The organism is Erythrobacter sp. YT30 (genome assembly GCF_001542875.1).
GTDB lineage: Bacteria > Pseudomonadota > Alphaproteobacteria > Sphingomonadales > Sphingomonadaceae > Erythrobacter.
In genome coordinates, this window is record NZ_LMAF01000002.1 from 1,267,727 (window position 1) to 1,292,325 (window position 24,599).

25 protein-coding genes are annotated in these 24,599 nt (G+C 57.9%); 20 read left to right on the plus strand and 5 right to left on the minus strand.

Annotation, left to right across the window (positions count from 1 at the left end; all coding sequences use genetic code 11):
- Positions 1-46: 46 nt before the first annotated feature.
- On the minus strand, positions 47-865 hold the full coding sequence (locus AUC45_RS10765; RefSeq protein WP_067602201.1) for a flagellin: 819 nt from the start codon (positions 863-865) through the stop codon (positions 47-49).
- 361 nt (positions 866-1,226) lie between these two features.
- On the opposite strand from AUC45_RS10765, the gene AUC45_RS10770 reads away from it, so the two are divergent.
- The 18 genes from AUC45_RS10770 to AUC45_RS10855 all read left to right on the plus strand — a co-directional run bounded on the left by AUC45_RS10770 (position 1,227) and on the right by AUC45_RS10855 (position 17,021).
- Positions 1,227-2,564 (plus strand): sigma-54-dependent Fis family transcriptional regulator, encoded by a 1,338-nt coding sequence (locus tag AUC45_RS10770; RefSeq protein WP_233998698.1) that lies wholly within the window; start codon positions 1,227-1,229, stop codon positions 2,562-2,564.
- Positions 2,561-2,911: a flagellar hook-basal body complex protein FliE gene (fliE, locus tag AUC45_RS10775; protein WP_067602207.1), complete on the plus strand. Its 351-nt coding sequence runs from the start codon at positions 2,561-2,563 to the stop codon at positions 2,909-2,911. Before AUC45_RS10770 ends, fliE begins: the two co-directional genes overlap by 4 nt.
- A gap of 3 nt (positions 2,912-2,914) precedes the next feature.
- Positions 2,915-4,609, plus strand: a complete 1,695-nt coding sequence (gene fliF, locus AUC45_RS10780) for a flagellar basal-body MS-ring/collar protein FliF (protein ID WP_067602211.1) — start codon at positions 2,915-2,917, stop codon at positions 4,607-4,609.
- Positions 4,606-5,661 (plus strand): flagellar motor switch protein FliG, encoded by a 1,056-nt coding sequence (fliG, locus tag AUC45_RS10785; RefSeq protein WP_156423823.1) that lies wholly within the window; start codon positions 4,606-4,608, stop codon positions 5,659-5,661. The genes fliF and fliG overlap by 4 nt, the downstream gene beginning before the upstream one ends.
- Entirely contained in the window at positions 5,648-6,289 is a 642-nt protein-coding gene (locus AUC45_RS10790) for a FliH/SctL family protein (protein WP_197409549.1), read from the plus strand. The genes fliG and AUC45_RS10790 overlap by 14 nt, the downstream gene beginning before the upstream one ends.
- A gap of 6 nt (positions 6,290-6,295) precedes the next feature.
- A complete protein-coding gene (locus tag AUC45_RS10795; protein ID WP_067602217.1) occupies positions 6,296-7,648 on the plus strand; it encodes a FliI/YscN family ATPase in 1,353 nt (450 codons plus the stop codon).
- Entirely contained in the window at positions 7,638-8,108 is a 471-nt protein-coding gene (locus AUC45_RS10800) for a hypothetical protein (RefSeq protein ID WP_067602220.1), read from the plus strand. The genes AUC45_RS10795 and AUC45_RS10800 overlap by 11 nt, the downstream gene beginning before the upstream one ends.
- An 83-nt stretch (positions 8,109-8,191) precedes the next feature.
- Positions 8,192-9,880 carry a hypothetical protein gene (locus AUC45_RS10805; protein WP_067602223.1) on the plus strand — a complete coding sequence of 563 codons (1,689 nt, stop codon included), beginning with the start codon at positions 8,192-8,194 and terminating at the stop codon, positions 9,878-9,880.
- A gap of 32 nt (positions 9,881-9,912) precedes the next feature.
- On the plus strand, positions 9,913-10,482 hold the full coding sequence (gene fliL / locus AUC45_RS10810; RefSeq protein WP_067602226.1) for a flagellar basal body-associated protein FliL: 570 nt from the start codon (positions 9,913-9,915) through the stop codon (positions 10,480-10,482).
- Entirely contained in the window at positions 10,479-11,450 is a 972-nt protein-coding gene (locus AUC45_RS10815; RefSeq protein ID WP_067602228.1) for a FliM/FliN family flagellar motor C-terminal domain-containing protein, read from the plus strand. Before fliL ends, AUC45_RS10815 begins: the two co-directional genes overlap by 4 nt.
- A 2-nt stretch (positions 11,451-11,452) precedes the next feature.
- A complete protein-coding gene (fliN, locus tag AUC45_RS10820; RefSeq protein WP_233998700.1) occupies positions 11,453-11,803 on the plus strand; it encodes a flagellar motor switch protein FliN in 351 nt (116 codons plus the stop codon).
- Entirely contained in the window at positions 11,800-12,108 is a 309-nt protein-coding gene (locus tag AUC45_RS10825) for a flagellar biosynthetic protein FliO (protein ID WP_067602232.1), read from the plus strand. Before fliN ends, AUC45_RS10825 begins: the two co-directional genes overlap by 4 nt.
- Positions 12,109-12,158: 50 nt before the next feature.
- Positions 12,159-12,911, plus strand: coding sequence for a flagellar type III secretion system pore protein FliP (gene fliP / locus AUC45_RS10830; protein WP_067603824.1), 753 nt, complete (start codon positions 12,159-12,161; stop codon positions 12,909-12,911).
- Positions 12,912-12,925: 14 nt separating this feature from the next.
- The gene (locus AUC45_RS10835; protein WP_067602234.1) at positions 12,926-13,198 is read left to right on the plus strand and encodes a flagellar biosynthetic protein FliQ; all 273 of its coding nucleotides are present in this window, start codon (positions 12,926-12,928) and stop codon (positions 13,196-13,198) included.
- A 22-nt stretch (positions 13,199-13,220) separates the two neighbouring features.
- Positions 13,221-14,018 (plus strand): flagellar biosynthetic protein FliR, encoded by a 798-nt coding sequence (locus tag AUC45_RS10840; protein ID WP_067602237.1) that lies wholly within the window; start codon positions 13,221-13,223, stop codon positions 14,016-14,018.
- Complete coding sequence (locus tag AUC45_RS10845) at positions 14,015-15,166, plus strand: flagellar biosynthesis protein FlhB (RefSeq protein ID WP_067602240.1); 1,152 nt, start codon at positions 14,015-14,017, stop codon at positions 15,164-15,166. The genes AUC45_RS10840 and AUC45_RS10845 overlap by 4 nt, the downstream gene beginning before the upstream one ends.
- 31 nt (positions 15,167-15,197) lie before the next feature.
- Positions 15,198-16,640, plus strand: coding sequence for a flagellar filament capping protein FliD (gene fliD, locus AUC45_RS10850; protein ID WP_067602243.1), 1,443 nt, complete (start codon positions 15,198-15,200; stop codon positions 16,638-16,640).
- Positions 16,641-16,643: 3 nt separating this feature from the next.
- Entirely contained in the window at positions 16,644-17,021 is a 378-nt protein-coding gene (locus AUC45_RS10855) for a hypothetical protein (RefSeq protein WP_067602246.1), read from the plus strand.
- On the opposite strand, the gene AUC45_RS10860 is transcribed toward AUC45_RS10855, so the two are convergent.
- On the minus strand, positions 17,018-17,896 hold the full coding sequence (locus AUC45_RS10860) for an alpha/beta fold hydrolase (RefSeq protein ID WP_067602249.1): 879 nt from the start codon (positions 17,894-17,896) through the stop codon (positions 17,018-17,020). The genes AUC45_RS10855 and AUC45_RS10860 overlap by 4 nt on opposite strands.
- Positions 17,886-19,097 (minus strand): Na+/H+ antiporter NhaA, encoded by a 1,212-nt coding sequence (nhaA, locus tag AUC45_RS10865; protein WP_067602253.1) that lies wholly within the window; start codon positions 19,095-19,097, stop codon positions 17,886-17,888. Before nhaA ends, AUC45_RS10860 begins: the two co-directional genes overlap by 11 nt.
- Positions 19,098-19,239: 142 nt before the next feature.
- Here nhaA and AUC45_RS10870 point away from each other — a divergent pair, with 142 nt between their 5' ends.
- Together AUC45_RS10870 and AUC45_RS15885 are read left to right on the plus strand one after the other, a co-directional pair.
- Positions 19,240-19,854 carry a flavin reductase family protein gene (locus AUC45_RS10870; protein WP_156423824.1) on the plus strand — a complete coding sequence of 205 codons (615 nt, stop codon included), beginning with the start codon at positions 19,240-19,242 and terminating at the stop codon, positions 19,852-19,854.
- Positions 19,855-20,041: 187 nt separating this feature from the next.
- Positions 20,042-20,155, plus strand: coding sequence for an enoyl-CoA hydratase (locus tag AUC45_RS15885; protein WP_197409550.1), 114 nt, complete (start codon positions 20,042-20,044; stop codon positions 20,153-20,155).
- A gap of 45 nt (positions 20,156-20,200) precedes the next feature.
- Here AUC45_RS15885 and AUC45_RS10875 read toward each other — a convergent pair whose 3' ends face one another.
- Together AUC45_RS10875 and AUC45_RS10880 are read right to left on the minus strand one after the other, a co-directional pair.
- The gene (locus AUC45_RS10875) at positions 20,201-20,629 is read right to left on the minus strand and encodes a response regulator (RefSeq protein WP_067602259.1); all 429 of its coding nucleotides are present in this window, start codon (positions 20,627-20,629) and stop codon (positions 20,201-20,203) included.
- Between the two features lie 8 nt (positions 20,630-20,637).
- On the minus strand, positions 20,638-24,489 hold the full coding sequence (locus AUC45_RS10880) for a CheR family methyltransferase (RefSeq protein WP_067602262.1): 3,852 nt from the start codon (positions 24,487-24,489) through the stop codon (positions 20,638-20,640).
- Positions 24,490-24,599 lie beyond the last annotated feature (110 nt).

Consider the following 24,599-nt stretch of genomic DNA (forward strand, 5'->3'; position numbering starts at 1 on the left):
GGGCTCCCCACCGTCCGATAAAACCGAACGAATAGTGATGTATCGCTTACCGCAGCAGCGACAACACGTTCTGTTGCGACTGGTTGGCTTGGGCCAACATGGCAGTCGAAGCCTGACCAAGGATCTGAGCCTTCGCAAGCGCGGTCGATTCAGCTGAGAAGTCAGCATCTTCAATCCGCGAACGTGCGTCGGTCAGGTTGGTCGTGGTTGTCGTCAGATTATTAATAGCCGATTCCAGACGGTTCTGACCAGCACCGAGCGACGAACGCGCGGTGTTCACCGCCTGCAGGCCAGCATCGACGTTCGTGATTGCCGTCGCTGCGTTGCCCGAGGTGCTGACATCAAGACCGGCAGCGTCAAGGTTGGTGTTATCGATTGCCGTACTCGTCACAGTGATCGAACGACCCGCATCAATCTGAATGTTGACGCTTACATCGGTGCCGCTGGTGGTGCTGAACAGCGAGACGCCGTTAAATTCGGTGTTGCTCAGAATATCGTCGATCTGAGCAGCAAGTTCCTCAACTTCGGTGTCCAGAAAGCCGCGATCGGTATCATCGAGCGTGCCGTTCTGAGATTGCACAGCAAGTTCACGAACGCGCTGAAGCATGTTCGACACTTCATCCAGCGCACCTTCTGCAGTCTGAGCAAGTGCGATACCATCATTCGCGTTGCGGATACCTTGGTTGAGCGCGCGAATTTGTGAGGTAAAGCCGGTCGCGATCGAAAGGCCTGCAGCATCGTCAGCTGCACTGTTGATGCGGCTGCCGGTCGACAGGCGTTCCATCGCATCGCCCAATTGCTTGTTGGCATACATGCTCGCGTTCTGGGCGCGCAGGGCCGAGATATTGGTGTTAATTACTGACATTGGTCATTTCTCCTAGTGGTCTTGCAAAAACTTGATCCAGCAGGACGACAATTCCCGCCGCTGCTGTGACTAAGAGCGACCATTGGCCGGGATGTTTAAGGGGTATCCTCGATTGGCAGGCCAAAAACGCTGTCTTTTGCCGGGAATGCGCCCGCGAGCGCACGTACGACGCTGACAAAATTCCGAGAAATCTCGAGGCTAAGGGCTCCTACGGGGGCTTAAATTTCCGCTATTTTGGATGGCCGTGCGGCAAATCCATGCCGAAGCCGCGCAATGCGGCAAAAGGATAACCCATCGGTGCCGCAATATGCCTAATCCCTCGCAACCTAAACCAGCGTTTCGTGCGCGTGAAGGCGATGCATTGCCGCATTCAAGATTGGATGGGGATGTCACGCAATGCATCACGGCAGCTATTCATGGGTCCGAAGGGATTGAGGCCCGTCATGCGGCCCTGCTCGACACAGTTTTGCCTTTACTGGGCAGGCAGTGGCAGCGAGCGCGCCTTATGCTTGGGGAAGAGGGGCGCTTTGATATCCCTCGCGGTGGCCGCCCGAAAGATGCTATCGAACTTGATCTGGGATTTGACGCGGCTCCAAGCGTTGCCCGCCATTCCGGATCGCGCCTCGCGCTCAGATATGGTGAAAACAGCCGGGACCTTGCACGCGCAGCTTTCATCGCTTGCGCAGCCCAAGGCGGCTGGCCGATTGCGCGCGACGACAAGAGCCTTGCGCTTTTGACATTGGCAGAACGCATTGCTGGTAGCGAAATTCCTGTTCTCCTCGAAGGGCCGACAGGAACCGGCAAAGAAGTGCTCGCGCGCTTTGTCCATCGCTTGTCACCCAGACGCGATGGTCCATTTGTCGCGGTCAATTGCGCTGCCATGCCCGAAGCGATGCTGGAAGGGCTGCTGTTCGGCCATCGCAAGGGAGCGTTCACTGGCGCAGGCGAAGCGCGCGAGGGACTGTTCCGCGCGGCAGATGGCGGGACTTTGCTGCTCGATGAGATTGGCGAATTGCCGCTCGCTTTGCAGGCCAAATTGCTGAGAGCCTTACAGGAGGGGGAAGTCCTACCGCTCGGCGCGACCACGCCCATCAAGATTGACGTGCGCATTGTCGCCTGCACCAACCGCACCCTCGCAGATGAAGTGGCGCTCGGAAATTTTCGCGAAGACTTGCTTTACAGGCTCAATGTCTTCCCGCTCGAAATCCCGGCGCTGAGGGATCGGCAGGGCGATATTGCGCCGCTCGCATTCGGTATGCTGCTGCGACACGCATGCGAGCGGGCCGATGCAGAGAGCCTGCCCAACTGGATCACCGGTCATGCGATTGGCTTGCTCGAAGCTCATGCCTGGCCAGGCAATGTGCGTGAGCTCGAGAATGTAATCCGCCGCGCGATCCTGCTTGCAGGCGATGCGCCGATGATCGAGGCTGAGCATATTGTATTTGACCAACCGGTCAGGTCGATGAGCGACCAATCTGGCAGCGCATCCAGTGTCCAGGGCGCATTGGATACAGGTGCCGCCTCTCTTTCCGATGTTGCGTTTCGATCCGAAGCCGCCGCCATCCTCGAAGCGCTCGACAGCCATAACGGCCATCGCGCCCGCACTGCGCAAAGCCTCGGCATATCGGAGCGAACCTTGCGCTACCGACTGGCTTCGATGCGCGAATCCGGGCTTTTGAAAGCAGGAGGCAAATTATGAACTCCATTCCCTCCAACTGGGGTGTCGCCGATGTCATGGCGCTGCGCAAACAGATCCTGTCGCGCTCGCAAGCTCTACAGGACGTTCGCGCAGCAAGCGGTATTGGTGGCGACTCGTCCATGCCGGCAACAGGTTTTGCCGACACGCTCAAAGATGCGATCCAGGATGTGAGCGCTGTTCAAAAGCATTCGGGCGAGATGCAGGCTGGATATGAGCGCGGCGAAGTCACCGATATCGCCCAGGTCATGATCGCGCGGCAGGAAGCCGGCATCGCATTTGAAGCAACGCTGCAAGTGCGCAACAAGCTGTTGTCGGCCTATCAAGAAATCATGCGGATGGGGGCCTGATAGGTGGCCGAAGCCAATGTCCCTGCAACCGTCAGTGATGCGGCGGTGCCAGCCGTTCAGGCCAGCGGTTCCGGTGCTGGTGGCTGGCGCTCGAAATTGCCTGCACCCTTATCGGATTTTGTGCAGCAGCCCGCGTTTAGCCGAGCTTTGCCCGCCATCATCGGGATTGGCGCATTGGCGGCGATTGCGGCAGTCTATGTGATGATCGCATCAGGCCCGCAGCGCATCCTCTATTCTAGCCTTTCAGACGGCGAACGCGCCAAGGTTGTCGATACGCTGGAGCGCGGCGGGATCAGTTATACAATCGATAATGGGACAGGCGCGATCAGCGTGTCGGAAGACGATGTGTATCGCGCCCGCATGCTGGTGGCGAGCGATGCTGGCCTTGCCGCTCCTGAGGGCGCGAGCGAGATGCTTGATGCGATCCCACTGGGTTCAAGCCGCACATTGGAAGGCGAGCGATTGCGTCTGGCGCGTGAGCGTGAATTGATGCTCACCATCCGCGAGATTGACGGGATCGAAGCCGTCCGCGTGCATCTGGCAACGCCGGAACGATCAGTGTTCGTGCGCAATGCTCAGCCGCCCAGCGCATCTGTCATGGTGCGCCTGGTTGGTGGTCGTTCACTCAGCCAGGATCAGGTCGAAGCGATTGTGAATCTCGTCTCCGCTTCTGTCCCCGGGATGACATCCGATGCGGTGCGCGTTGTTGATCAAAACGGACGGCTCTTGTCTGCAGAGCGCGACAGCGCGATGGACGGCCTGATGCTCCAACGCGAGTTCGAGACCAAATTGCGCGATCAGATCGCATCGCTGCTTACCCCACTGCTCGGTGAAGGGAATTTTTCGAGCCAGGTTCAGGTGGAGCTTGATGCGAAGGAGGTCACATCGGCCACCGAGAAATACGATGATCCGGGTGTCGTGCGTTCCGAAAGCGAACGCCTTTCGACACGCTCTGCGGGAAGCGGGATTGGCGGAGTGCCGGGAGTGACTGCCAATACTCCCCCGCCGGATGCGGAATTGGTGGACGAAGCGCCCAATTCTGAGGGCGCGGGCGAGGACGATGCGGCGGCTTCCCCTCCAACCGACACAGAGAGCGCGACATCACGCAATTACGAGGTGGGCCGCGAAGTGGCCGTTACGAACACGCGGCCTGGAGGATTGGTCAAACTCTCAGTTGCTGTGGCCGTCAGCGATGAAGCTTTGAAAGCAGCAGCGCCGCTGACTTCAGAGCAATTGCAATCGCTCGTCATTGCAGCCGTTGGCGCTGATGAGGCACGCGGCGACAATGTCGAGGTGATCCCAAGCGCGTTTGAGACCACCGAAATGGACGCACCCGCTTTCTATGAGCAGCCCTGGTTTGCGATGGTGGTGCGCTATGCGACCGCGCTCATTGCAGTGCTGCTTGTTCTATTCCTCGCCGTTCGTCCGATGATTGGCGGCGTCAAAGGAGGCAAGAAATCCAAGAAGGGTGAAGACGGCAAAGAAGGTGAGGTGCCAGTCTTGATTGATGGCGATCAGCCTGCGGGCGCGCCAGTCGCGAGCTTGGCCGGTCAGACTCCCGGCTCATCCAACGAGCTCTCACGGCAGGTAGATCTTGCCCGACAACTTGCCGCTCAACAGCCCGAGCGCGCTGTCGAAGCGCTCCAGCGAATGCTCGAGCCCTCGCCAGATGGCGATGAGAAAGTGCCTGCCCGATGAGCGATGTAGATGTGCAAGATGGCGTTCCGGATGCTGGGGAAACGCCAAAGCTGCCCGAACCCTTGCTCGGCCGGGTCGACCGCGCGGCTGTATTTCTCATGCTGCTTGGCGAAGACGAGGCCGCCGGATTGCTCGGGCGGCTGGAACCTGTCGAATTGCAGGCCTTGGGCACGGCAATGTGCGCCTTGGGAGAAATCGATCAGGCACGGATTGCCGAAGCGTTGGAAGATTTCGTCGCAGAGGCTGCGCGCGAAGTCTTGCCCGGAGGCAATCGCAGCGAGCAAGTGCGCCAGCTCTTCGAACGCTCGCTTGGTCCGACAAAAGCGGAAAGCATGATGCTGCGGATTGAGCCAGAACCGCGGCCCCGCAGCATCGAGATGGCACGTTGGCTTGCATCCAGTGTGGTGCTGAAGCTGGTGGAGGATGAACACCCGCAAGTGATCGCGGCTCTGCTGCTCATGCTGGAGCCCGAGCCTGCCGCTGAAGTTCTCTCCGCGCTTTCCGAGGCCAAGCAATCTGCCGTTGTCGAACGGATCGCTAGGATGGGGCCTGTCTCGCAACAGGCCATCACAATGATCGATCAATTGCTATCGCAGCGCATCGGTTCGAGCTTTGGCGCGAGCGCACTAATCATGGGCGGACCGCGCGATGCTGCCAACCTTATCAACCTGTCCGAAGGCGAGCTGCGTAACGTTGTGCTTCCGGCGATCGCTCAGCGGGATGAAGAATTGGCAGCCCGCATAGAAGACGAGCTCTTCACATTCGAAATGCTGCTCGATCTTGATCCGCAGCAAATGGGCCGCCTGCTTCGCGACGTCGATAACGAGGCGCTGATTGATGCACTCAAAGGCCTTTCCGAAGAAGAGCGCGATCCATTCTTTTCCGCCATGTCGAGCCGCGCTGCCGATGGCGTCAAGGACGAGATCGAACTGCGCGGGCGATTGAGCAAAGCGGATGTGAAGGCCGCCCAGCGCAAGATCGTGGACCTTGCTCGATCGCTTGCCGAACAGGGCGAAATAATCATGGGGAATGACGACAGTGAATTCGTCTGATTGGATCGCTGCAGCGACTGCAGGGGATGGCGAGCAGCATTTGCCGGATTGGCTGGCCGCCATGCAAACGACGGGCGAGTTTAGCGATATGTCGCCATTCTCGCGCAAGAGGGACGGCGCATCTCCTGCCGAAAAGGCTTCTCCGCTGTCCGAGCCTGAACCGGCCCAGCAGCAGACCGAATACGATCGCGGATTTGTTGCGGGGGACGCGGCGGGGCGAGCAGCAGCGCATGCGGAGATGGCGGCAGAGAAGGACCAAAGAACCGCACTACGCCTCGCCTTTCGAGAGCTCGATCAGGCGGCGATGGACACGCTTGCAAGCGAGCTCGCCGACACTGTGATGGCGCTGTGCGATGCGGCACTAGAAAAGCATGCTGCCGATCCCGAAGCGCTTATAGAACGCGCTCGAGAGGCTGCTCGAAGGCTAGGTTTGGCTGCGGCATCTTGCACCCTGCATTTGCATCCAGACGATATCGAGACGTTGGACAAGGGCGCCTTATCTGGATGGCAAATCGAAGCGGATCCCACCCTTCAGCGCGGGTCGATTGCGCTGGTGGGCGAAGAGGGCGGCGTGCGTGATGGCCCTGCCGAATGGCGGCGCGCGATTGCCGCTGCTTTGCGCGGATAGCCAAGTATGCTTGCCGAATTGCAGCTGGAACTCGCGCGAATGCGGCGCGCCCCGATTGAGCGCGGACCCGTGCTCACTGGCCGTGTGGCAGCTTGCGATGGCGGGCTGGTCGAAGTGTCCGGCCTCTCGCTCCCTATCGGATCGCTCGCCGCGATTGAGAACGAGGCAGGAGCTGAAAGCCTAGCCGAAGTCATTGGGTTTCGCAGCGGGCATTCGCTGATGATGCTGCTGGGCGATGCGGTGTTGCTCCGACCGGATGCAAGCGTGCGGGCCTGCGGCAGGCCTGGCGAAGTGCCAGTGGGTCATGCCGTCCTTGGCCGCGCTCTCGATGGACTTGGCGAGCCAATTGATGGCGGCCCGCCGATAGATTTTGAGCAATTCTGGCCACTTTCCGGCCACCGCGAAGGTGCCTTGGAACGCGCGCGAGTGTGCGAACCGTTCGACTGCGGCGTCCGAGCGATAAACGCGCTCACCACGATGGGTATTGGGCAGAGACTGGGCGTGATTGCCGGGTCCGGGGTCGGCAAGTCAGTGCTGATCGATACGATGGCCGGGCACGCTGTGGCCGACGTCACCATTGTCGCTTTAATTGGAGAGCGCGCGCGAGAAGTGTCCGATTTCGTTGCGCGCCATATGAGCGGGGTTGAGCGTGGGCGGATCGTCGTTGTCGCTGTTCCGGCAGACCATGCTCCCAACTTAAGGCTGCGCGCTGCGCAATATGCGACTGCGCTCGGCGAGTATTTCCGCTCTCAGGGAAAGCGGGTTTTGCTCATACTCGACAGCCTTACCCGCGTTGCCCATGCTGCGCGCGAACTGGCGTTGGTGTTGGGCGAGCCAGGGGCGGCGCGGGGTTATCCTCCATCGGCGCTCGCATCGGTCACGAAACTGGTCGAGCGCGCGGGCAACTCCCAAAGAACAGGCGGCGCCCTTACCGGCCTCTACACCGTTCTCGCTGATGGCGATGACACGGCCGATCCCGTCGTTGATACGGCGCGCGCGATTCTTGATGGGCATATCGTTTTGTCGCGCGATCTGGCGCAGCGCGGGCATTACCCGGCGATTGATGTGCCAGCATCGCTCAGCCGCGTGATGGATGAACTCGTCAGCGAAGAATATGCAGATGCTGCGCGATGGTTGCGCGGGCTGATCTCTGCGCGAGAGGAAAATCGTGATCTGGTGTTGATGGGAGCATATCGGTCAGGGTCTGATCCGATGCTGGATAAGGCGCTGGAGCTATCACCGCAGATTGACGCATTCCTAACTCAAAGGCGCGGCGAAGCGCATGATCTCTTTGCCAGCCACGCTGCTTTAGGAGAATTCGCTCAGGCGCGGTTTGATGGACCAAAAAATGGCGAATAGGCGTCCTCTCCAGCGCGCCGAACGCCAGTTAATGCTTGCCCGCATTGCCCGCCGCGATGCGATGGGTTCGCTTGCGCAATCGCTTGCCGACGAACAGCGAAGCGCGTCTCTCGCTGATCGAAGCCGGATGCTTGCGAAGGGTTATGCGACCCGCGAAGGACTGGTTACTGGCGAGGCGCTCACACAACACAAACGCTTTGCAGGAGAGCTAGCGGGTCTTGCCCGGCAGGCAGATCAAGCATGCAGCGATGCCTCGCGGCAGACTGAATGGCAGGTCGATGTGTTGGCTAAGGCCGAGCAGCGGATTGAGCGGCTGGGCGAGCGAGCGAAACTTGCCCGATTGGAGCATCGACATACGCAAGAATGCCTAGAGCGCGAAGAACAGGCGGCAATGGCACACAAGTTGCACAACCATTTGGCAAGCCGGTCCACTCCGGATCGATCAAGGAAACCGAGATGATTGCCCCCTTTTCGCCTTCCAACAATCAAGGTCCGTCCCTTTCCGCATCCCTTGCGCCGGGGTCGCCGCGACCTGCTTCTACTATGATAGCATCTCTCGAAGACGGCCTTCTGCGTAAGTCAGATGCCGATGCGAGCGCTTTTGCGATTGCGGCGATAGATCTACTCGGCGCAGAGCTTGAGCCGGGTGCAGCCACGAGGCCAGGCCTGCTCGAGGTGGCTGATCTGCCGCAAGAAACATCGCTGCTGCAAGGCTTTGATTTTAGACCATCTGATACGCGCGCGGCGCTTTCGATTGGGATCCCTTCGTCATCTGATGTCCCGGCGTTCGCCTCACCAGATATAGCAGTAGGTGATGCTATCGCGGTTTCGCCGGAGGCCGTCTCTGACGAGAGGCTTGCAGCTTATCCCGAGCGGGGCAACGAAGTTGGAAAAGTCGCGTCTATTCCTACGGCTCTCTCGGACAAACCATCGGCACAGAATGCACTCGATCAGAACGATCCGGTGGCCAAGGTCGGCTCGGACAGCGGGATCAATCCTAGGCTCAAAGCGGCCAATGCTGATGGCCCACAATTTCGCTCAACTGCTGCAGAACAAGGCAACCCAGCAGGCAAAGCCATGCCTAGCGGCAATCCTTTGCCGGTTGGTGAGCAAATTACACAGCCATCAGGTACGATCGGTTCCGAACGGACGGAACCTGATCTTCGAAAGACGCGACGTGACAGGCTATCGAGTTCTACCAACGATTTTCAGCGCGACATTTCTCGGTCAGATAAAGCAGATCAGCGAAGCCAAACAGTCGCACCAATTCCAGACGAGATTGCTGGTGAAAATGCACCGAAGTTCTCAGTCTCGAGCGCGGTCTCTGAAAGTGAAGCCGAACCTTTGTTAAGCAATCAACCGGCTTCCACCCGAGGAGCTGAACAGATCGCCTCCATGGCAGATCCGGCATCGCTGCGGGGTGTATCGCGCAAGGATGCAAACGCAGTTCAGCAAGTGACCGCTCGTGCCGCAGCCTCGGTTGCTCCTTTGGTTCAGCAAACGCAAGAAGCGCCTCCCAAACAGAGTCTTGAACGAGCTGCAAACCTTGCCGAACAGATCGAGAGTGACGGCCCGGCAGAAGAACAGGGGCACTCGAGAACAGCGTCCGGCCAACCAGTCGCATCGGCGAGCCCACAGGGCCCTTCCACATTTCCGCAGGTAAGCAGTCCCGCAGCGATTACACCCTCGCCAGCCACAAACAGCCCGAGTGTCCAAACGCCTCCTTCACAGGTAGATCGAATTGCCGCCCCACAACTTGACCAGGCAATCGATCAGCTGACCCAAGTGCGGGAAGCTTCTCGCACTGCCCGTTCAGAACTCACCATTCGGCACGCTGAATTTGGCGCGGTCAACATGCGTTTGGAAGCTGCGGGCGGTGATCTGCGTGCTATCCTCGCAAATCGTGATCCCGCATTTTTGCCCGCGGTTCAGGCTGCACTTGCCGACCGCGCAGTTGCAGCTGCAAGCGAAACCTCGAACTCATCACACAACCAATCAGGATCGCGCCAGTCTGAAAATGGGGCCTCAACCCAAAGCCAAAATGGAGGCAATTGGGGCTCTGGCGCGGGTTCTGAGCGATCTTACGGGTCTTTCCTGGGGGGCGAACGAAGCGCCTCTCAACCATCTTTGGAGCAATTGGAAGACGAGAGGCACAGCGGCCTTTCGCGCGGCGATGATGGGTCCGGCAATCCGGGTTCTCAAGAGCCGCGCGAGAGAGGGCTGTTCGCCTGATTTATGCGTCACGTTCGGGGAATTGAACACCAATGGCCAAAGACGAAAACAAGGATGAGGAAAAGTCCGGCGGCGGGGTGATGATGAAGATCATTATCGCGGTTGTCCTCACGCTCGTTCTCGCCGGTGGCGGTGCATACGGCGCCTATGCTGCCGGCCTACTCGGCGATGGCGGCGACAAGGGCCCCGATGAACCCAAATTTGTGAAGAAGGGAGACGATGATCCCTATAGCCTGGCCGACAAGGAGGAATTCAGCGTCGTATACGGCGAAGGCGGCAGCGAATATCGTACCGCCTATTATAGCTTTGCCGACAGCTTCACCTCAAATCTCGCAGATTCGCCCGCCCTCATTCAGACAGAGCTCGCCGTCTCTACCCGGCGCGATGGCCGCGTCCTGCAATGGGTGAAGACGCACGAATTGGCGATCCGTTCAGCCATTCTGGCCCAGCTTGCCTCTACGAGTGAGGCTGAGATTTACAATGTCGAAGGCAAGGAAAAACTCGCCGAGCGCCTGACCACAGCGATCAACGATGTGCTTGAGGAAAATGAGGGATTTGGCGGCGTTGAAGCGGTGCATTTCCGGGGGCTGCTGGTCCAATGAACCTTTCACCCGATATGGCAGAAGCCTTCGCCAATGCGCGCCCGCAGGCCCAGCATTGCAGCGAGCTCATCAAGACTGGCCCGCGCCCTGAAGAACAGGCGGAAAGCCTCGCCGTGTGGCGGCGCGATATTGGCCGCGAATTGTCGCAGGACCTGTCCGAATTGCTGTCAGGCGCACGCCTTTCCGTTACTGTATCAGAGCCGGAGAGTATGGCTGGAAGCGACGTGTTCTCTCGTATTGGAGCGGTGGCGGCCAATTGCCTTTTGCGGTGCGGCAAGGATGATCACACGCTGCTCCTATCGTTCGATTTTCCGACCGCCATCGCGCTTACGGATCGTTCTTTCGGTGGCGATGGCAAAACTTGCGAGAGCGATGCGGTGGAGCAATTGCCGCGCTCTGCTGCGATGCTGACCGATTCAGCGGCAAAAATCATCGCGCAAGTGATCGCGCGGGTCAGCCTGATGGCCGGTCAAAGCGGCGGCGATGGTGCGGTGCGATCTCTCAGAGCCGATGTGATTGTGCGCAGCGAAAGCTCCCGCCGCCTTAAACCGTTTGAACCCGAAACGCCGTGCTCTGTGTTCACGCTAGACTGCACCGAGGAAAAGGCACTAGGAGGACCGCTGTCCTGGAAAGCTATACTCGCTGTCCCTGATGAGCGGCTTGAAAAGCTGCTTCCCGGTGCAGCGGCAAGCCCGCCCAATGGAAGCGAAAAAGGTGCGAGGAGTAATGCCGCCGAGGGCGCCTTTGCCGCTATTCCACTGAGGTTTGAGGCGGTTCTTGCTGAATTCGATATGTCGTTGTTGAAGCTCGATAATCTGTCGCCTGGCGATCAGATCCCGATTGCAATGCCGCGCGAAGTGCCTTTGCGGATGGGCGACAACATCTGGGCGCATGGCAGCGTTGGCACTCTTAATGATCGCATGGCGATCCGCGTCACACGCTTTGCCGATACCGCGGTGGGAGCATGAATATGGTTAGCCCCGCCCTCCAGCGTTTTGGCGATGTCACCGTTCGCTTGTCAGTAGAACTAGGCCGCACCGATATGCCCCTGCGCGATGTTCTGGCGCTGGGTGAGGGCAGCGTCGTACCGCTCAATCGACTGACCGATGAACTGCTCGACGTGACGGCCAACGGCAAAGTGATCGCGCGCGGCGAAGTGGTTGCGCATGATGGACGCTTTGCGCTTCGTATTGTCAGCCTTGCGGGCGATGAAGAAGTCTCAGATCCGTCGGTTTCATCCGTGCCGGAGGCAAAGCCGCAGTCGGCTGACGAAGGGCCGAGCGATGCACCGCCTGCTGATCAGCAGGCGCCGCCAGCATGATTGTCGAATATCTTGCGCGGTTGGCTCTCCTTTTGCCGATCCTGGGCCTCCTTATCTGGAGTAGCCTTCGCCTGACGCGATATCTGCAAACCCGGTTTGTGGGGATGCAGGGTGCAGCGCGTTCGGTGCAATTGGTGGAGACGAGCCTTGTCGCGCCGGGATTGAAGCTCGCCGTTGTGCGTTTCCATAATCGCGAAATCCTGCTCGGGCTTTCGCGGCAGGGACTGGTGAGGCTGGCGGAAAGCGATCCGGTAGCGAGCGGCGACAACGCATCCCAAAAGCCAACTGAAATAGACCCTGTATGAGCGGGTATTTCCGCATCATCCTTGGCGCGGTGTGCCTGATCGGATTAACCATGTTTCTGGGGTCCGGCATGGCCGCTGCTGCTCCCGCTGCACCGGAAGCGGAGGAGGCCGCCGGGATCGGCGAAGCGCTTGAACGCGCACTGGGCGGTGACAGCGACGAGGGCGAAGAAGACGCGCCGCTGAGCCTTTCCTTGCAGGTTCTTCTCGTGATGAGCCTGCTCACGATCCTGCCCGCGATCGTGCTAATGATGACGAGCTTCCTGCGCATCCTTATCGTCCTGTCGATCCTGCGCCAGGCATTGGGATTGCAAGGGTCGCCTCCCACCCAAGTTCTCGTCGGGTTATCGCTGTTTCTCTCGCTATTCGTGATGGCACCGACACTCGACGTGGTGAATGCTAACGCGATTGAGCCCTACGCTTCGGGCGCACTTGACGCTGATGCTGCGATCGCGAGCGCCGGCGAAGCGTTCCACGCGTTCATGCTGGCGCAAACGCGTGAGGCGAACCTTGTCATGTTCACCGACCTTGCGGGCGCGGGCCTGTTTGAGAACCCGGAAGACATTCCGTTCTCGATCCTGCTGCCCGCATTTGTCACATCCGAATTGGAAACAGCATTCCAAATCGGTTTCATGCTGTTCCTGCCTTTCCTTGTGGTTGATCTGGTCGTTGCAAGTGTCCTGATGAGCCTGGGCATGATGATGCTCTCACCGACCATCGTTTCGCTCCCGTTCAAGCTGCTTTTGTTCGTCCTTGTTGATGGCTGGGCGCTCCTGATGGGCAGCCTCGCGATGAGCTTTGCCTGAAGGAGGATAACGCTATGCAGGAAGACGCTCAGCTTCTGGCCCTTGCCGATCAAACGCTTTGGGTGACGGCAATGATTGCAGGCCCGGTGCTCATCGCGGCGCTTACGGTTGGTCTGCTCGTTGGCATTATTCAGGCCGCGACATCGGTGAACGAGCAGACGCTGACATTTGTGCCGAAACTCATGATTGTCGCGCTCGTCTTTGTCGTCCTTGGCGGGACGATGATCGCCCTTCTCGGCGATTTCTTGATCGAGATTTTCGCGCAGATCGCGCAATTGACGGCCTGACGGGTGTGAGGCTCCAACGGCCATGAACACGCTCGAATTCGGTTTTGGAGCGCTCGATCGCCAGCTTTGGGAATTGCTGCTGCTATCGGTCCGCTGCGGCGTTGCGATTTTGGCTGCCCCCATGATTGGCGGACTAACTGTGCCCGTACAGGCGCGCGCGTTCTTGGGCTTTGCGTTCGGTGTATTTGTCGCGGTGTGGATGCCGCTTCCCCCGCTGCCCGACATGATGAGCTTTGCGGCCATCCTCGCGGTGCTTCAGGAAGTCATAATCGGGGCTGCGATGGGATTTGTCTTGCAAGTCGCCTTTGCCGTTCCGCTGATTGCTGCAGAGCAGATTTCGGGGTCAATGGGGCTTGCGATTGCAACCTCAATCGATCCATCGAGCGGCGCGCAATCAGGAGCTTTGGGGACGTATTTCGGTCTTGTACTCACATTGCTGTTTTTCGCGATTGGCGGGCATTTGCTGTGGTTTGAGCTTCTGATCGAAAGTTATCGGATCCTGCCCGTTGGCTCGTTTGCCTTTGGCGAAGTTCGCGCGCGCGGCATTGTTGATTTCATGGGATACGGCTTTGCTCTCGCGGCAGCGATTGGCTTTCCCGTGGTGCTCGTCTTGATGGTCACACAGCTTGTGACCGGCATGATTTCGCGATCAGCCCCCGCGCTCAATCTCTTCGCGCTCGGTCTTCCCGCAGGCGTTCTTGCCGGGATTGCAGCGCTGATCATCGCCATGCCGATATTGATTGAGCAGTTTGTTCGCCTGCTTGAAGTTGCAGTGCGGCAAACAGAGCTGCTCATCCTGCCCGGAGGCGCACCGGTATGAGCGAGGAAAGCGCCGGCGAAAAGACGTTAGAGCCTACCGAGAAGAAGAAACGAGAGGCGGCGGAAAAAGGCAATGTGCTGCGATCGCGCGAAGTCGCTAGCGCGGCGGCGGTCGGAACCGGCATATTCGTTCTGGGCCAAGTGTCGGGCTGGGTATTTGACGGAATGGATCAGGTCGCAAAGGCGAGTTTTCGCTTTGACCGCGCGTCGCTTGAAGCATTGGAGCCGGGGCGCCTGTTCAAGCTCGCCGGATCACTGTTACTCCCACCATTGCTCGTAATAGGCGCGTGCGTGATGGTGATGACATTGGCGGCGCAATTGCTGCTTGGCGGCGAGGGGCGCTTTGTCATTAAAAACCTTGAGCCCAAAGGAACACGCATCAATCCGCTATCGGGCATGAAGCGCATTCTTGGCATTCAGGGGCTTATCGAGCTTGGCAAAAGCATCCTGAAGCTGGTGCTGATGGGCTTGCTTGCGGCCTATTGGGCCTATCACAATCTGCCGGTTATTCTAGGCCTCGGGCGCGGATCGCTGGAGGTACAGATCGCCTTTGCCCTGCAAGCATTGGTAACGCTTATCGGGCTTCTTGTGATTGGCCTCATCATCATCGCGATGGTCGATTTCCCACTTCAGCAATTCCAGCGCAACAAGAAGCTCAAAATGAGCCATCAGGATATGAAGGATGAGACAAAGCAGGCCGAAGGGTCTGGCGAAATGAAATCTGCCCGCCGTCAGCGTCAGCGCGATCTCGCAAGGGGCGGGGTGGCATCGGCGATGAAGGATGCGCAGTTCGTGGTGGTAAACCCGCTGCATTTCGCAGTGGCGCTCACCTATGATCCTCAGCTTGCACCAGCGCCCGTCGTGCTCGCCAAGGGAAGGGGCGAAACCGCGCTCGCGATGCGTGAAATTGCCGCAGAAGAAGGCCTTCCCGTGCTCGAATATCCCGGTCTTGCCCGCGCCCTTTATTTCACAACGCAGGCCAATCAGATGGTGCGTGAGGAATTGTACATAGCCATCGCTTCTCTGGTTGCTTTTGTCCTGTCGTTAAAGCGGGGAGCGCGGCCCAAGCTGCCCGATATCGAAGTACCGCAAGAATTGCGTTTCGATGGCGATGGGCGGCCCGAAAATGTCTCGCCCAAACAGGCTTAAACGCCGCCCTGAAAGGCCGTTCTTATAGGCTATGGAAAACCCCGGCTCATCAATCATCTCAGCCCTTGGTGCAGGCAGCGGCATCAACTTTGTGCAATTGGCGAATGATATCGCCGAGGCGACCTACGCATCGCAGCGGCTCAACATTTCCAATCGCACCGAGACACTCGAAGCGCGCATTTCCGCAGCAGCCAATCTACGCAACGTGCTGACCGAACTTTCCTCTGCTCTGGGCGATCGCATTCGCAATGGCGATCTGTCGCGGCAGGGCAATGTGGCTGACCCTAGCGTCGCGAGCGTATCGTTCCCGCAAGGCTCTACGCCAACGGGCACCTATTCGCTTGAGGTGAGCCAATTGGCCGACAGCCAGACCTTGGTCTCGCAAAGCTACACCGATCCAAGCGACCCGGTTGGCGAAGGGACGCTGACGATCCGGTTTGGCACGGTCGCGGGTGCAAACTTCACCGAGGATACAAACCAAACCCCGCTCGAAATCTCGGTCGAGGCATCCGACACGCTGGAAACGCTTGCTGCGAAGATCACCAGCCAGAGCAATGACGCTCTCACCGCCTATGTCGCGCAGGGGACCGATGGCGCTCAATTGGTGATCAAGGGGCAGGACGGGGCGGTCAACGGCTTCACGTTGGAGGGCACCAACAACGCAATCCTGCCAATTGGCGGCGGGGGGCAGGGCGATCTGACTTACCTCAATTGGGATCCTTCAACCGATGCGGGTGAGCTGCGCGCGACGGCGCAAGATGCGATCTATGAATTCGACACGGTCGAATATCGCAGCACCAGCAACACTGTGACGGGTCTGCCCGAAGGGATCACACTGGAGCTCACAGGCACCAATATCGGCGCGCCGACGACGATCAGCTTCGACACGGATAACTCCGCCATCTCCAATGTCGTGACCGATCTGGTCGCCGCGCTGAATGACGTGGCGGCGATTGTTGCGCAGGATGGCGCAGCTTTGGGCGGGACGTTGGGCAATGACCCGGGTGCGCGGGCGCTAAAGCGTGATCTCGCCAATCTGACGCGTGAGATCGTTATGCCGAATGCCGATCCCGGCGAACCGCGAACTCTGGCGGACCTCGGCGTTGAGATCACGGCAGAGGGCACTTTTGAACTCGATACTGAACGCCTCAACCAAACATTGACTGACAATCCAGCCGCCACCGCCGCCATGTTCACATCAGGCGTATTCGGCGTGTTCGCAACGATCGACAATCTCGCCCGCGATAACACCGCGCGCAACAATCCGGGTTCACTCGGCGGGTCGCTAGAACGGTATGAGGACCTCATTGAAAACAATGAAGATCGGCTGGAGCGCATCGCCCAGCAGCAGGAGAACCTGCGCGAAAGGCTTGTGCGCGATCTGGTGGCTGCTGAAACGCGAATTTCCAGCTCGCAATCCACCTTGAGCTTCCTTCAGCAGCAGTTTGATCTGCTGAGCAACTCGCAGAGATGATCCATGCAAGCGCTCGCGCAAAGCCCCGCTGCGGTTTACCGCAAGATCGATCTTGATGCCCGGATTGAGGCCTCGCAGGCGAGCGATCTGACGCGGATATGCCTTGAAGAAGCCATCGTCGCGCTGGGTCAGGCCATCGTGCGGATGGAACAAGAACCCGCAGCCATCCCGCGCGATGCATTGTCCCGCGCGCATGGCATTGCCTTGTGGCTCATGCGTACCATCGCGCCAGACAATCCGCTTCGCGGCGAGCTAACTCAGTTCTATGGCGGGCTGGAAAAGACCCTTCGCAGCAATCTTGTCCAACCTCGCCTGGATGAACTGAGGCAGGTGCAAACGGACTATCAGGACTTGCTTACCGCAGCGCTTGCAGCGGATTAGGCGATAGCCTTGGCGATGATGTTCGCTGCATCTGCCGGGTCTTCAAAAGGGTGGAAATGGGTGCGATCGGACCGGTCAAGATCGGTCGCATTGGGCATTGAGGCGGCAAGGCCGGGCCAAGTGGGTGAGCCCTTGAAATCCATCATATTGAGCCGCTTTGCGCGCACCACGAGTGTTGGAGTTTGCAGCGTTTTCGCGGCATCAAGGATGCCCCTGTTCGTGCGGCTGCTTTCGTAAACGCTGGCCTCCATTTCCGGAGCGCATGCAAGCTCGAACCCGTCTCCGTTTTCTGCTGGCAAAAGACCGTGGCGGCAATAATCTTCGAACACCCGCGGCGCGAAGATGTTGTACGGGTCGCGATCCTTGAACCGCTCAATCATCGCTTCGGGTGATGCGAAATCGCGCTTACGCTTTGCCGTGGGATGCGGGTTATCTGGCGTGAAGATGGTTTCCTCAGACGCGTAGTATTCAGGTTCGAGGATAACCGGATCGAACAGCACAAGCTGGCGGAAAGCCTGCGGCATCTCGCTTGCCGTATGCAGCAGCACATGCGCGCCCATTGAATGGCCTATGCCGACTGCATCTTTGAGCTGCAGATGCTCTGCCAAGGCCAACATGTCATCGATCAACACTCGCCAATGGGTGATCGGCTCCCCCGTGCTGCGACCATGCCCGCGCTGATCGACCGAGATCACGCGATGCTGCGGGAAATGCTCGATAATCGCGTCGTAGGCGCGTGCGTGAAATCCCGTCGCATGCGCGAACAGGAGGACGGGCTTACCGGCCGAGGGGCTGGCAGGCTCCCAATCGAAATAGGAAAGCTCAATCCCGTTAGCAGGCAAAACGCGCGCATGCGGCGCGGGCCTATCCGGCATTGGCGGTCGCCCCTTCGGCTGCCGGTTCTGCTTCGTCTCCTGGCAAAGCAGCCTTCAGCAGGAAGAACCCGGCAAAGGCTGCGACCAGTGATCCGGCGAGAACGCCGACTTTGACCGCGTCTACGAGCGCCGGATCGGTGAACGCGAGATTGCCGATAAACAGGCTCATCGTGAAGCCAATCGCGGCCAGTAGCGACAAACCGTGAATTTTACGCCAACCGACAGTTTCCGGCAATTTCGCAAGGCCGAGCTTCACCGCGACGAATGCAAAACCGACAATGCCGATTTGCTTGCCGATCAGCAAGCCAAGCGCAATGCCCAAGGGCAGCGGTTGCAGGAGGTCAGCAGGCGACAATCCGATCAATGTAACGCCAGCATTGGCAAATCCGAAAATCGGGATGATCACGAAGGCGACCCATTTGTGCAGGCCGTGCTCCATGTGCTCGAGCAGGCGCACATCACCCTTCGCCGTCATCGGCACCATCATCGCCGCCGTCACACCTGCAAGCGTCGCGTGTACGCCTGATTTGAGGACGAACACCCACATGATCACTGTCAGCAGGACATAGGGAATGGAGGATGCTACCTTGGCCCGGCCAATTGCGAACAGCAACGCCAGCATGACGGCGCCACCGATCAGCATATCGGTCTTGATCTCGCCCGAATAAAAGAGCGCGATCACCGTGATGGCGCCGATGTCGTCAATCACGGCAATCGCGAGCAACAGGGCTTTCAATGCGACCGGAACGCGCGGACCCAAAAGCGACAGAATACCAAGCGCAAAAGCGATGTCGGTTGCCGCTGGAATGGCCCATCCGCTGATCGTTTCGGGTGAGTTTATGTTGAAGCCGACGAAAATGAGCGCTGGGATGGCCATGCCGCCGACTGCTGCGGCAAGCGGAAGCGAGGCTTTGTCCATGCTGGACAATTGCCCCTCGATTATCTCGCGCTTCACTTCCAGGCCAATAAGGAAGAAGAAGATCGCCATCAGGCCATCGTTGATCCAGAGGATCAGGCCCTTATTAATTTCAAAATCGCCGAAGGAGACATTCAGTTTCGTCTCCAGAGTGCCGAAATAGTAGGGTGCAAGCGGGCTGTTCGCGATAACCAGCGCGAGCGCTGCGGCAACGATCAGCATGATGCCGCCGGCGCTTTCCTGCTTCAAAAAATCCTTGAGCGCGGCCGTTACGCGATCAATCATGATGGTGATATCCTTTACCCTACCGTCGATAGTTGCAGTGATGGAACGTGCAAAGAGTGCAAGAGTGCCCGAGAATCGTACCTAAGCGCTGGAATTGTGGCGAGTATGCCCCCATTTGGCAGGTTTGTCGGGGCTGGATGGTTTGATTGACATTCAGCCGCGCATCGGGAAACGCGTTGTCCAGTCGTTTTTCAATTCCTCTCATCACCCCATTTTGTCGGAGATCCTTTTGCCTGATGCTGCCTCACACGACCTGGCCTTGCCGGTTGAACAGGGCGCGTTCCGTTCGCTGATGGGGCAGTTCGCAACCGGCGTGTGCGTGGTTGCGACTGAGGGGGATGGTGGAAAGCCGATGGGCATCACGATCAATTCGTTCGTGTCTGTTTCTTTGGAGCCGATGCTTGTGTGCTGGAGCCTCCACAATTCGGCCAGCCTGTTTGATGTTTGGAGCAAAGCGCGATCTTATTCGATCAGCATTCTTGCCGAAGATCAGCAGGCCATCGCGGCCCGCTATGCGACGCGCGAGATAAAGGGTGAGAGCGACGGAGACTTTGCGCTGGGCGAAAGTGGAATGCCGCATATCGCGGATGCACTAGGCTATCTGGAATGCCGCCCGTGGAAACTGGTTGAAGCGGGCGATCACACAATGATCCTTGGCGAAGTGACGGGCCTTTATCGTCACGAATTTCCCGGCGGAGTGGCAGGACGACCCTTGCTATTTTTCGGCAGTGCTTTTCGCGAGATTGGCGACGTTTAGGCCTGTTCCCAAAGTTTGGGATATTTTACCAATCTTGCGCAATGATGAATGAGAAGGCGATCAAGCCCTCATAAAAAATCCTACAATTTCAATATTATGGGATTTTGGCACGGCTTCTGCATTGTTCTTAGCATCCCTAAGGGACCCGTTCCTTAGGATGCACTAAACGAACAATGGAGCAGAAATCATGTTTAACAACGACACCGCAAAGAACGTTTTCGCAGCAGTCTTTTCACTCAGCGTTTCGGCTGTTTTTCTCGCCACCGCTATCATTCCCGGCAGCCCTGGTTTGATGGCATAACTGGTGGGGTCAAGATGGCTTCTTCGTCTCTGGCCTTATCTGGTCTCAGTCTGAAACGCCCGCAGTCTCTCCGGTTTTGATTTCCACTTCAGGTAAATCAAAAGCACCTGCAACACCGCGCGCCTTCAGCACTGATCGCACGATCTCGGTTGGCGTTGAAGGTTTTGGCAGGAAGACCGCTTCGGGAACAAGAGAGGTATGCGCCTGATTGGCATGGCCTGAATGGATCACCACTGGCACGCCCTGTCTGATCAATTGCTGAGCGAGGGGGAGCGAATCCCCGTCCATCAGCCGAATATCGAGAATGGCGGCATCAAAGCTCTTCTGATCGACCAGTTTTTGCGCATCGGCGAGCGATGCAGCCATTTCGACCTTTGCAGCGCCAGCATCACGCATGGTCGTTTCAAGATTGATGGCGAGCAAAAATTCATTCTCAACAATCAGAATAGCAAGGTCCTTTAGGGACGGCGTCATAGAGTTCCTCATTCGTTGTCTGGATTATGCGTGATCTTCGCGGTGAAACGAATTTCAGCCCCCTTGTCGGTAAAAGAGCGATCAAACTCGCCCTGTAACTGTCGGATCCCAGACTGAATTAGAAAACTGCCGAACCCATCATGCGGTTCCGGCTCTTCAAAACCGGGCACCTGCTCAATCCAGCTGACATGAACCATGCCATCGGCGTCGCAGTCCCAATTGATCGAGAGTTCGCCCTCGGGCTGATTGAGAGCGCCATATTTGGCGCTGTTCGTTGTCAGTTCGTGAACGATCAGAGTGAGGGTGTTCACCACTTCGGCGCCCACGAACACATCTGGCCCTTTGACGGTGAGTTTCTGATTGGTTTTGTGCAAGCTAACGACCGAGGTCAGCAATTCATCAAGACCAACGCCCTGGCTTGCCAAATCCTTGCGCGTGAGGTCGTACACCTTGCCGAGCGAAATGATCCGCTCAACCAGATCGCCTGCCATTTGCTTGGTTTCAGGATGCTCCATCGGCGATGCCTGAATGAGCCCGCTGATAACAGCAAACAGGTTCTTGATCCGGTGGCTCATCTCGTCGAGCAGCAATTCCTGTTTATGCTGCGCGGTCACATCGAGTGTTGGGCCGACCACCTTTTTGCGGCCATCAATGGCAGTGTATGGCATGCCTCTGGTCCGCACCCAGCGCAGATCCTGGCCGGGAACGTCGATGCGGAAATCAAACTCGTATTCTTCGCCTTTCTCGATCGCGCGATTAAGGTTTTCCTCCATCAAAGGTACGTCTTCCTTGACGAAATTGGCCGTCAGCTCTTCGAGCGGCACCGCCCCCTCGCCCGCTAGGCCCAATTGTTCGGCCAACATCTTATCGGCAATAACCTCGCTTGCCTCAACATCGAGTTCTGCAAGGCCCATGCGGCCTGCCCGCATTGCAAGTTCGCGCCTGGTCGATTCAATTTCGATGTTGCGCTGCAATTGATATGTTTCGGTGACATCAATCCAGAGGCCCGCTTTCCGCTTCTTGCCCGAAGCTGTCATGTACGATTGAGCGTGGACCTGTGCCCAACGCGTTTCGTCATCGGGGAGATCAATTCGCACTGTGTGAGAGAAGCTTTGCCCTGCTTTGATCGCCTTTTTGCGGGCCGCGTCCATGGCCTTCAGGTCCTCGGGGCAGACATTTTTGTAGAATTCGTCGCGCGAATATTTGCCGGGCCCGTCCAGCCCGCCAATCTCCGCAGCAATGGCATCCACTTCCATCTCATCTGTCTCCAGATCAGTGTCCCACGATCCCATCTTCGCCGCCTGCATCGCGAGGTGCAGCTTTTCGCTTTGCAGAGTAAGATCCTGTCGCAGCAGCACCTCTTGCGTGATGTTCACGAGGGTGAGTGATGCACCTTCCACAGCTCCATCATTAAAGAAATAGGGAGTGATGCGTAGGAAGAAGGACTGGTTGTGATCATTAGGCGCGGTCGTCACTGAGAAGGACTGGCCGGTCTCAATGACTTTGCGAATCTCGGCCGCGACATCGAGAGTGCCGAGCGGAATATTGAATTCGTTGAGCGAGCGCCCCTCGTCGGAGCGAAGGATCGGCACCATGCGGCGCGCGGCATCTGTGACGTGGCGGATTTTCAGACTGCGATCCAAGACAATCATGCCAAGATCTGCCGATTGCAGGAAATTGTCCAAATCGGCATTGGCCAGTGTCAGCTCATCAATCTTGTTCTTGAGTTCCTCATTGGCTGTCGTCAGCTCTTCGTTTGCCGACTGAAGCTCTTCGTTCATCGACATCATTTCTTCATTGGAGCTTTTGAGCTCCTCGTTAGCGGTTTCGACTTCCTCGACCTTTGCTTTCAATTGCAGCCGCGTTTTCTGCAATTCGTCCTGAAGGATGGCGATTTGGCGATCGCGTGTGACCGGCCTTACAGCGAAGCGATCGACGATCGGTTCAAGCTGATCCTTGACCAGAAAGATAACAGCGACCGTGTCATCGCGCATCGGGTGCGCGACGATGTCCGTCTTTTGAAGGCCAAAGGGTGAGGATACTTGCACATCCTTCATCGCCTGACGCTCACCGCTTTCCATCGCGTCGCGAACCATGGGCGTGACGACTTCATGCACGCCTTCACGCGCGAGTGTATCAAGGCTGCGCTCATCACCAGGGCGCGACATCAGGAACAGGCTGAGATCGCCCGAACTGTCGATGATGCGGCCATCCTTTGCCACCCGCACAAATGGCGGAGCATAGTTTTCGTAAATCGTCGCATTGGAGGTGTTGAGGCTGGAATGCCTCGGAAAGTCCCGTTCCTCCGACATTTTCTGCATTTCGCGCCGCGGGCGTAGCTCTTTGTTGCCAATGGTCAGCGGCAGATTGATCGCAGAGCGCCGCGCGACTTCGTTGCGCCGGAAGATGCGGGCACGTTGATCGACAGCGGTGAACAAATCGCTGCGTTTGGTCACACTCTCCGAAGTGCCAAGGAATAGATGGCCACCCTGACGCAGGCTGAAATGCATCAGCGGCAAGACACCTTCTTGCAGTTCCTCACCGAGATAGATCAGCATATTGCGGCACGAGATCAGGTCGATTTTGGAAAAAGGCGGATCCTGAATGATATTGTGAACCGAAAACCGCACCATTTCGCGAATGCGCGATACGATCTCAAACCGTTCCTCCGATCCAACCGTGTAGAGCTCCTGATACTTTTCAGGCAGATCGGTTAGCGTCGACACAGGATAGCTCGCACGGCGAGCCTGTTCGATCATCGCCTCGTCAATGTCGGTCGCGAAAATCTGGATCAGCGGACGGCGCTGCAATTCGACGCAGGTCTGATCGACCATCATCGCGATCGAATAGGCCTCCTGCCCGCTGGAACATCCAGGAACCCAGATGCGCACCTCGTCCGAGGCCTCCGCCTCCTCGATCAGTGGGACGATAACCGTTTGCCGCAGCAATTCGAAGTTCTCACGGTCGCGAAAGAACGATGTGACATTGATCAGAAAATCGCGCGCCAGGGCGAGTTGCTCAGTTTCGCTCCGCGACAATTCTGCGATGTATTCTTCACCGTTGTCGATTTCGAGCACTTGGAGGCGGCGGTTCAACCGCCTCAGTAATGTCGAGCGCTTGTAACCCGAAAAATCCATGCCGAGCTGGTGGTTGATGATGGTGAAAATCTCACGCATCACCTTGCCGGTCGCATAATCGTTCAGAGGGAAGGGGGATTTGTCAGCCCCCTCGAAGAACGCCTTGATGCGCGGGATGATGTCCGCCGCGTTCAGCGTGAAATCTACCAATTTGGTGCCAATTGCCGAAAACGGCATGCCGTCATAGCGCGCCTCTTCAGGGGATTGGACTGCGCTAATGCCGCCGGCTTCCTTGATGACGCGAAGTCCAGCTGTGCCATCGCCGCCCGTGCCTGAAAGCACCACACAGGCAGCCTTTTCGCTCTGTACGTGGGCAAGCGAGGTGAAGAAGCTATCGATCGGGCGCCTCAGCCCGCGCGGTTCGCTGAATTTGTCGAGCCGGAATTTTCCATTCTCGATACTTAGGCTGGAGCCCGGCGGAATGACATGCAGGCAATCCACTTCGAGGTGATCGTTATCGGCAATCTGGCGAACTGAAATCTGTGTCTTGCTCGATAGCAATTCTGCCATCAGGCTTTCGTGATCGGGATCAAGGTGCATCACAAGGACGAAAGCCATCCCGGTTCCGCTTTCAATGTCCTTGAACATCGCGGTGACCGCCTCAAGCCCGCCGGCCGATGCGCCTATGCCAACCACCGGAAAATCTAGCTGGGCGTGCGATTCCGGCTCGTGGATCGCTTCATTTGAAGCGGCGTCTGTTTCAATGGTTTGCGTTGGTGTCACCAAGATAGCCTTTTCCTGGACCCAAAATCTGTCCGATCAATTCTTGTGCGCCGTTGTTACGGGCACGACCAGCGTGATTGAGCGTCCTTTTCCTCCTTGCCGGGTACACC

Coding starts and splice junctions, on each gene's coding strand:
- AUC45_RS10765 (WP_067602201.1), bottom strand. CDS start 865: ATGTCAGTAATTAACACCAATATCTCGGCCCTGCGCGCCCAGAACGCG.
- fliN (WP_233998700.1), top strand. CDS start 11,453: ATGGTTAGCCCCGCCCTCCAGCGTTTTGGCGATGTCACCGTTCGCTTG.
- AUC45_RS15885 (WP_197409550.1), top strand. CDS start 20,042: ATGTTTAACAACGACACCGCAAAGAACGTTTTCGCAGCAGTCTTTTCA.
- AUC45_RS10855 (WP_067602246.1), top strand. CDS start 16,644: ATGCAAGCGCTCGCGCAAAGCCCCGCTGCGGTTTACCGCAAGATCGAT.
- AUC45_RS10840 (WP_067602237.1), top strand. CDS start 13,221: ATGAACACGCTCGAATTCGGTTTTGGAGCGCTCGATCGCCAGCTTTGG.
- AUC45_RS10875 (WP_067602259.1), bottom strand. CDS start 20,629: ATGACGCCGTCCCTAAAGGACCTTGCTATTCTGATTGTTGAGAATGAA.
- fliD (WP_067602243.1), top strand. CDS start 15,198: ATGGAAAACCCCGGCTCATCAATCATCTCAGCCCTTGGTGCAGGCAGC.
- AUC45_RS10815 (WP_067602228.1), top strand. CDS start 10,479: ATGAACCTTTCACCCGATATGGCAGAAGCCTTCGCCAATGCGCGCCCG.
- fliE (WP_067602207.1), top strand. CDS start 2,561: ATGAACTCCATTCCCTCCAACTGGGGTGTCGCCGATGTCATGGCGCTG.
- AUC45_RS10805 (WP_067602223.1), top strand. CDS start 8,192: ATGATAGCATCTCTCGAAGACGGCCTTCTGCGTAAGTCAGATGCCGAT.
- AUC45_RS10835 (WP_067602234.1), top strand. CDS start 12,926: ATGCAGGAAGACGCTCAGCTTCTGGCCCTTGCCGATCAAACGCTTTGG.
- AUC45_RS10845 (WP_067602240.1), top strand. CDS start 14,015: ATGAGCGAGGAAAGCGCCGGCGAAAAGACGTTAGAGCCTACCGAGAAG.
- AUC45_RS10825 (WP_067602232.1), top strand. CDS start 11,800: ATGATTGTCGAATATCTTGCGCGGTTGGCTCTCCTTTTGCCGATCCTG.
- fliL (WP_067602226.1), top strand. CDS start 9,913: ATGGCCAAAGACGAAAACAAGGATGAGGAAAAGTCCGGCGGCGGGGTG.
- nhaA (WP_067602253.1), bottom strand. CDS start 19,097: ATGATTGATCGCGTAACGGCCGCGCTCAAGGATTTTTTGAAGCAGGAA.
- fliP (WP_067603824.1), top strand. CDS start 12,159: ATGTTTCTGGGGTCCGGCATGGCCGCTGCTGCTCCCGCTGCACCGGAA.
- AUC45_RS10795 (WP_067602217.1), top strand. CDS start 6,296: ATGCTTGCCGAATTGCAGCTGGAACTCGCGCGAATGCGGCGCGCCCCG.
- AUC45_RS10800 (WP_067602220.1), top strand. CDS start 7,638: ATGGCGAATAGGCGTCCTCTCCAGCGCGCCGAACGCCAGTTAATGCTT.
- AUC45_RS10860 (WP_067602249.1), bottom strand. CDS start 17,896: ATGCCGGATAGGCCCGCGCCGCATGCGCGCGTTTTGCCTGCTAACGGG.
- fliG (WP_156423823.1), top strand. CDS start 4,606: ATGAGCGATGTAGATGTGCAAGATGGCGTTCCGGATGCTGGGGAAACG.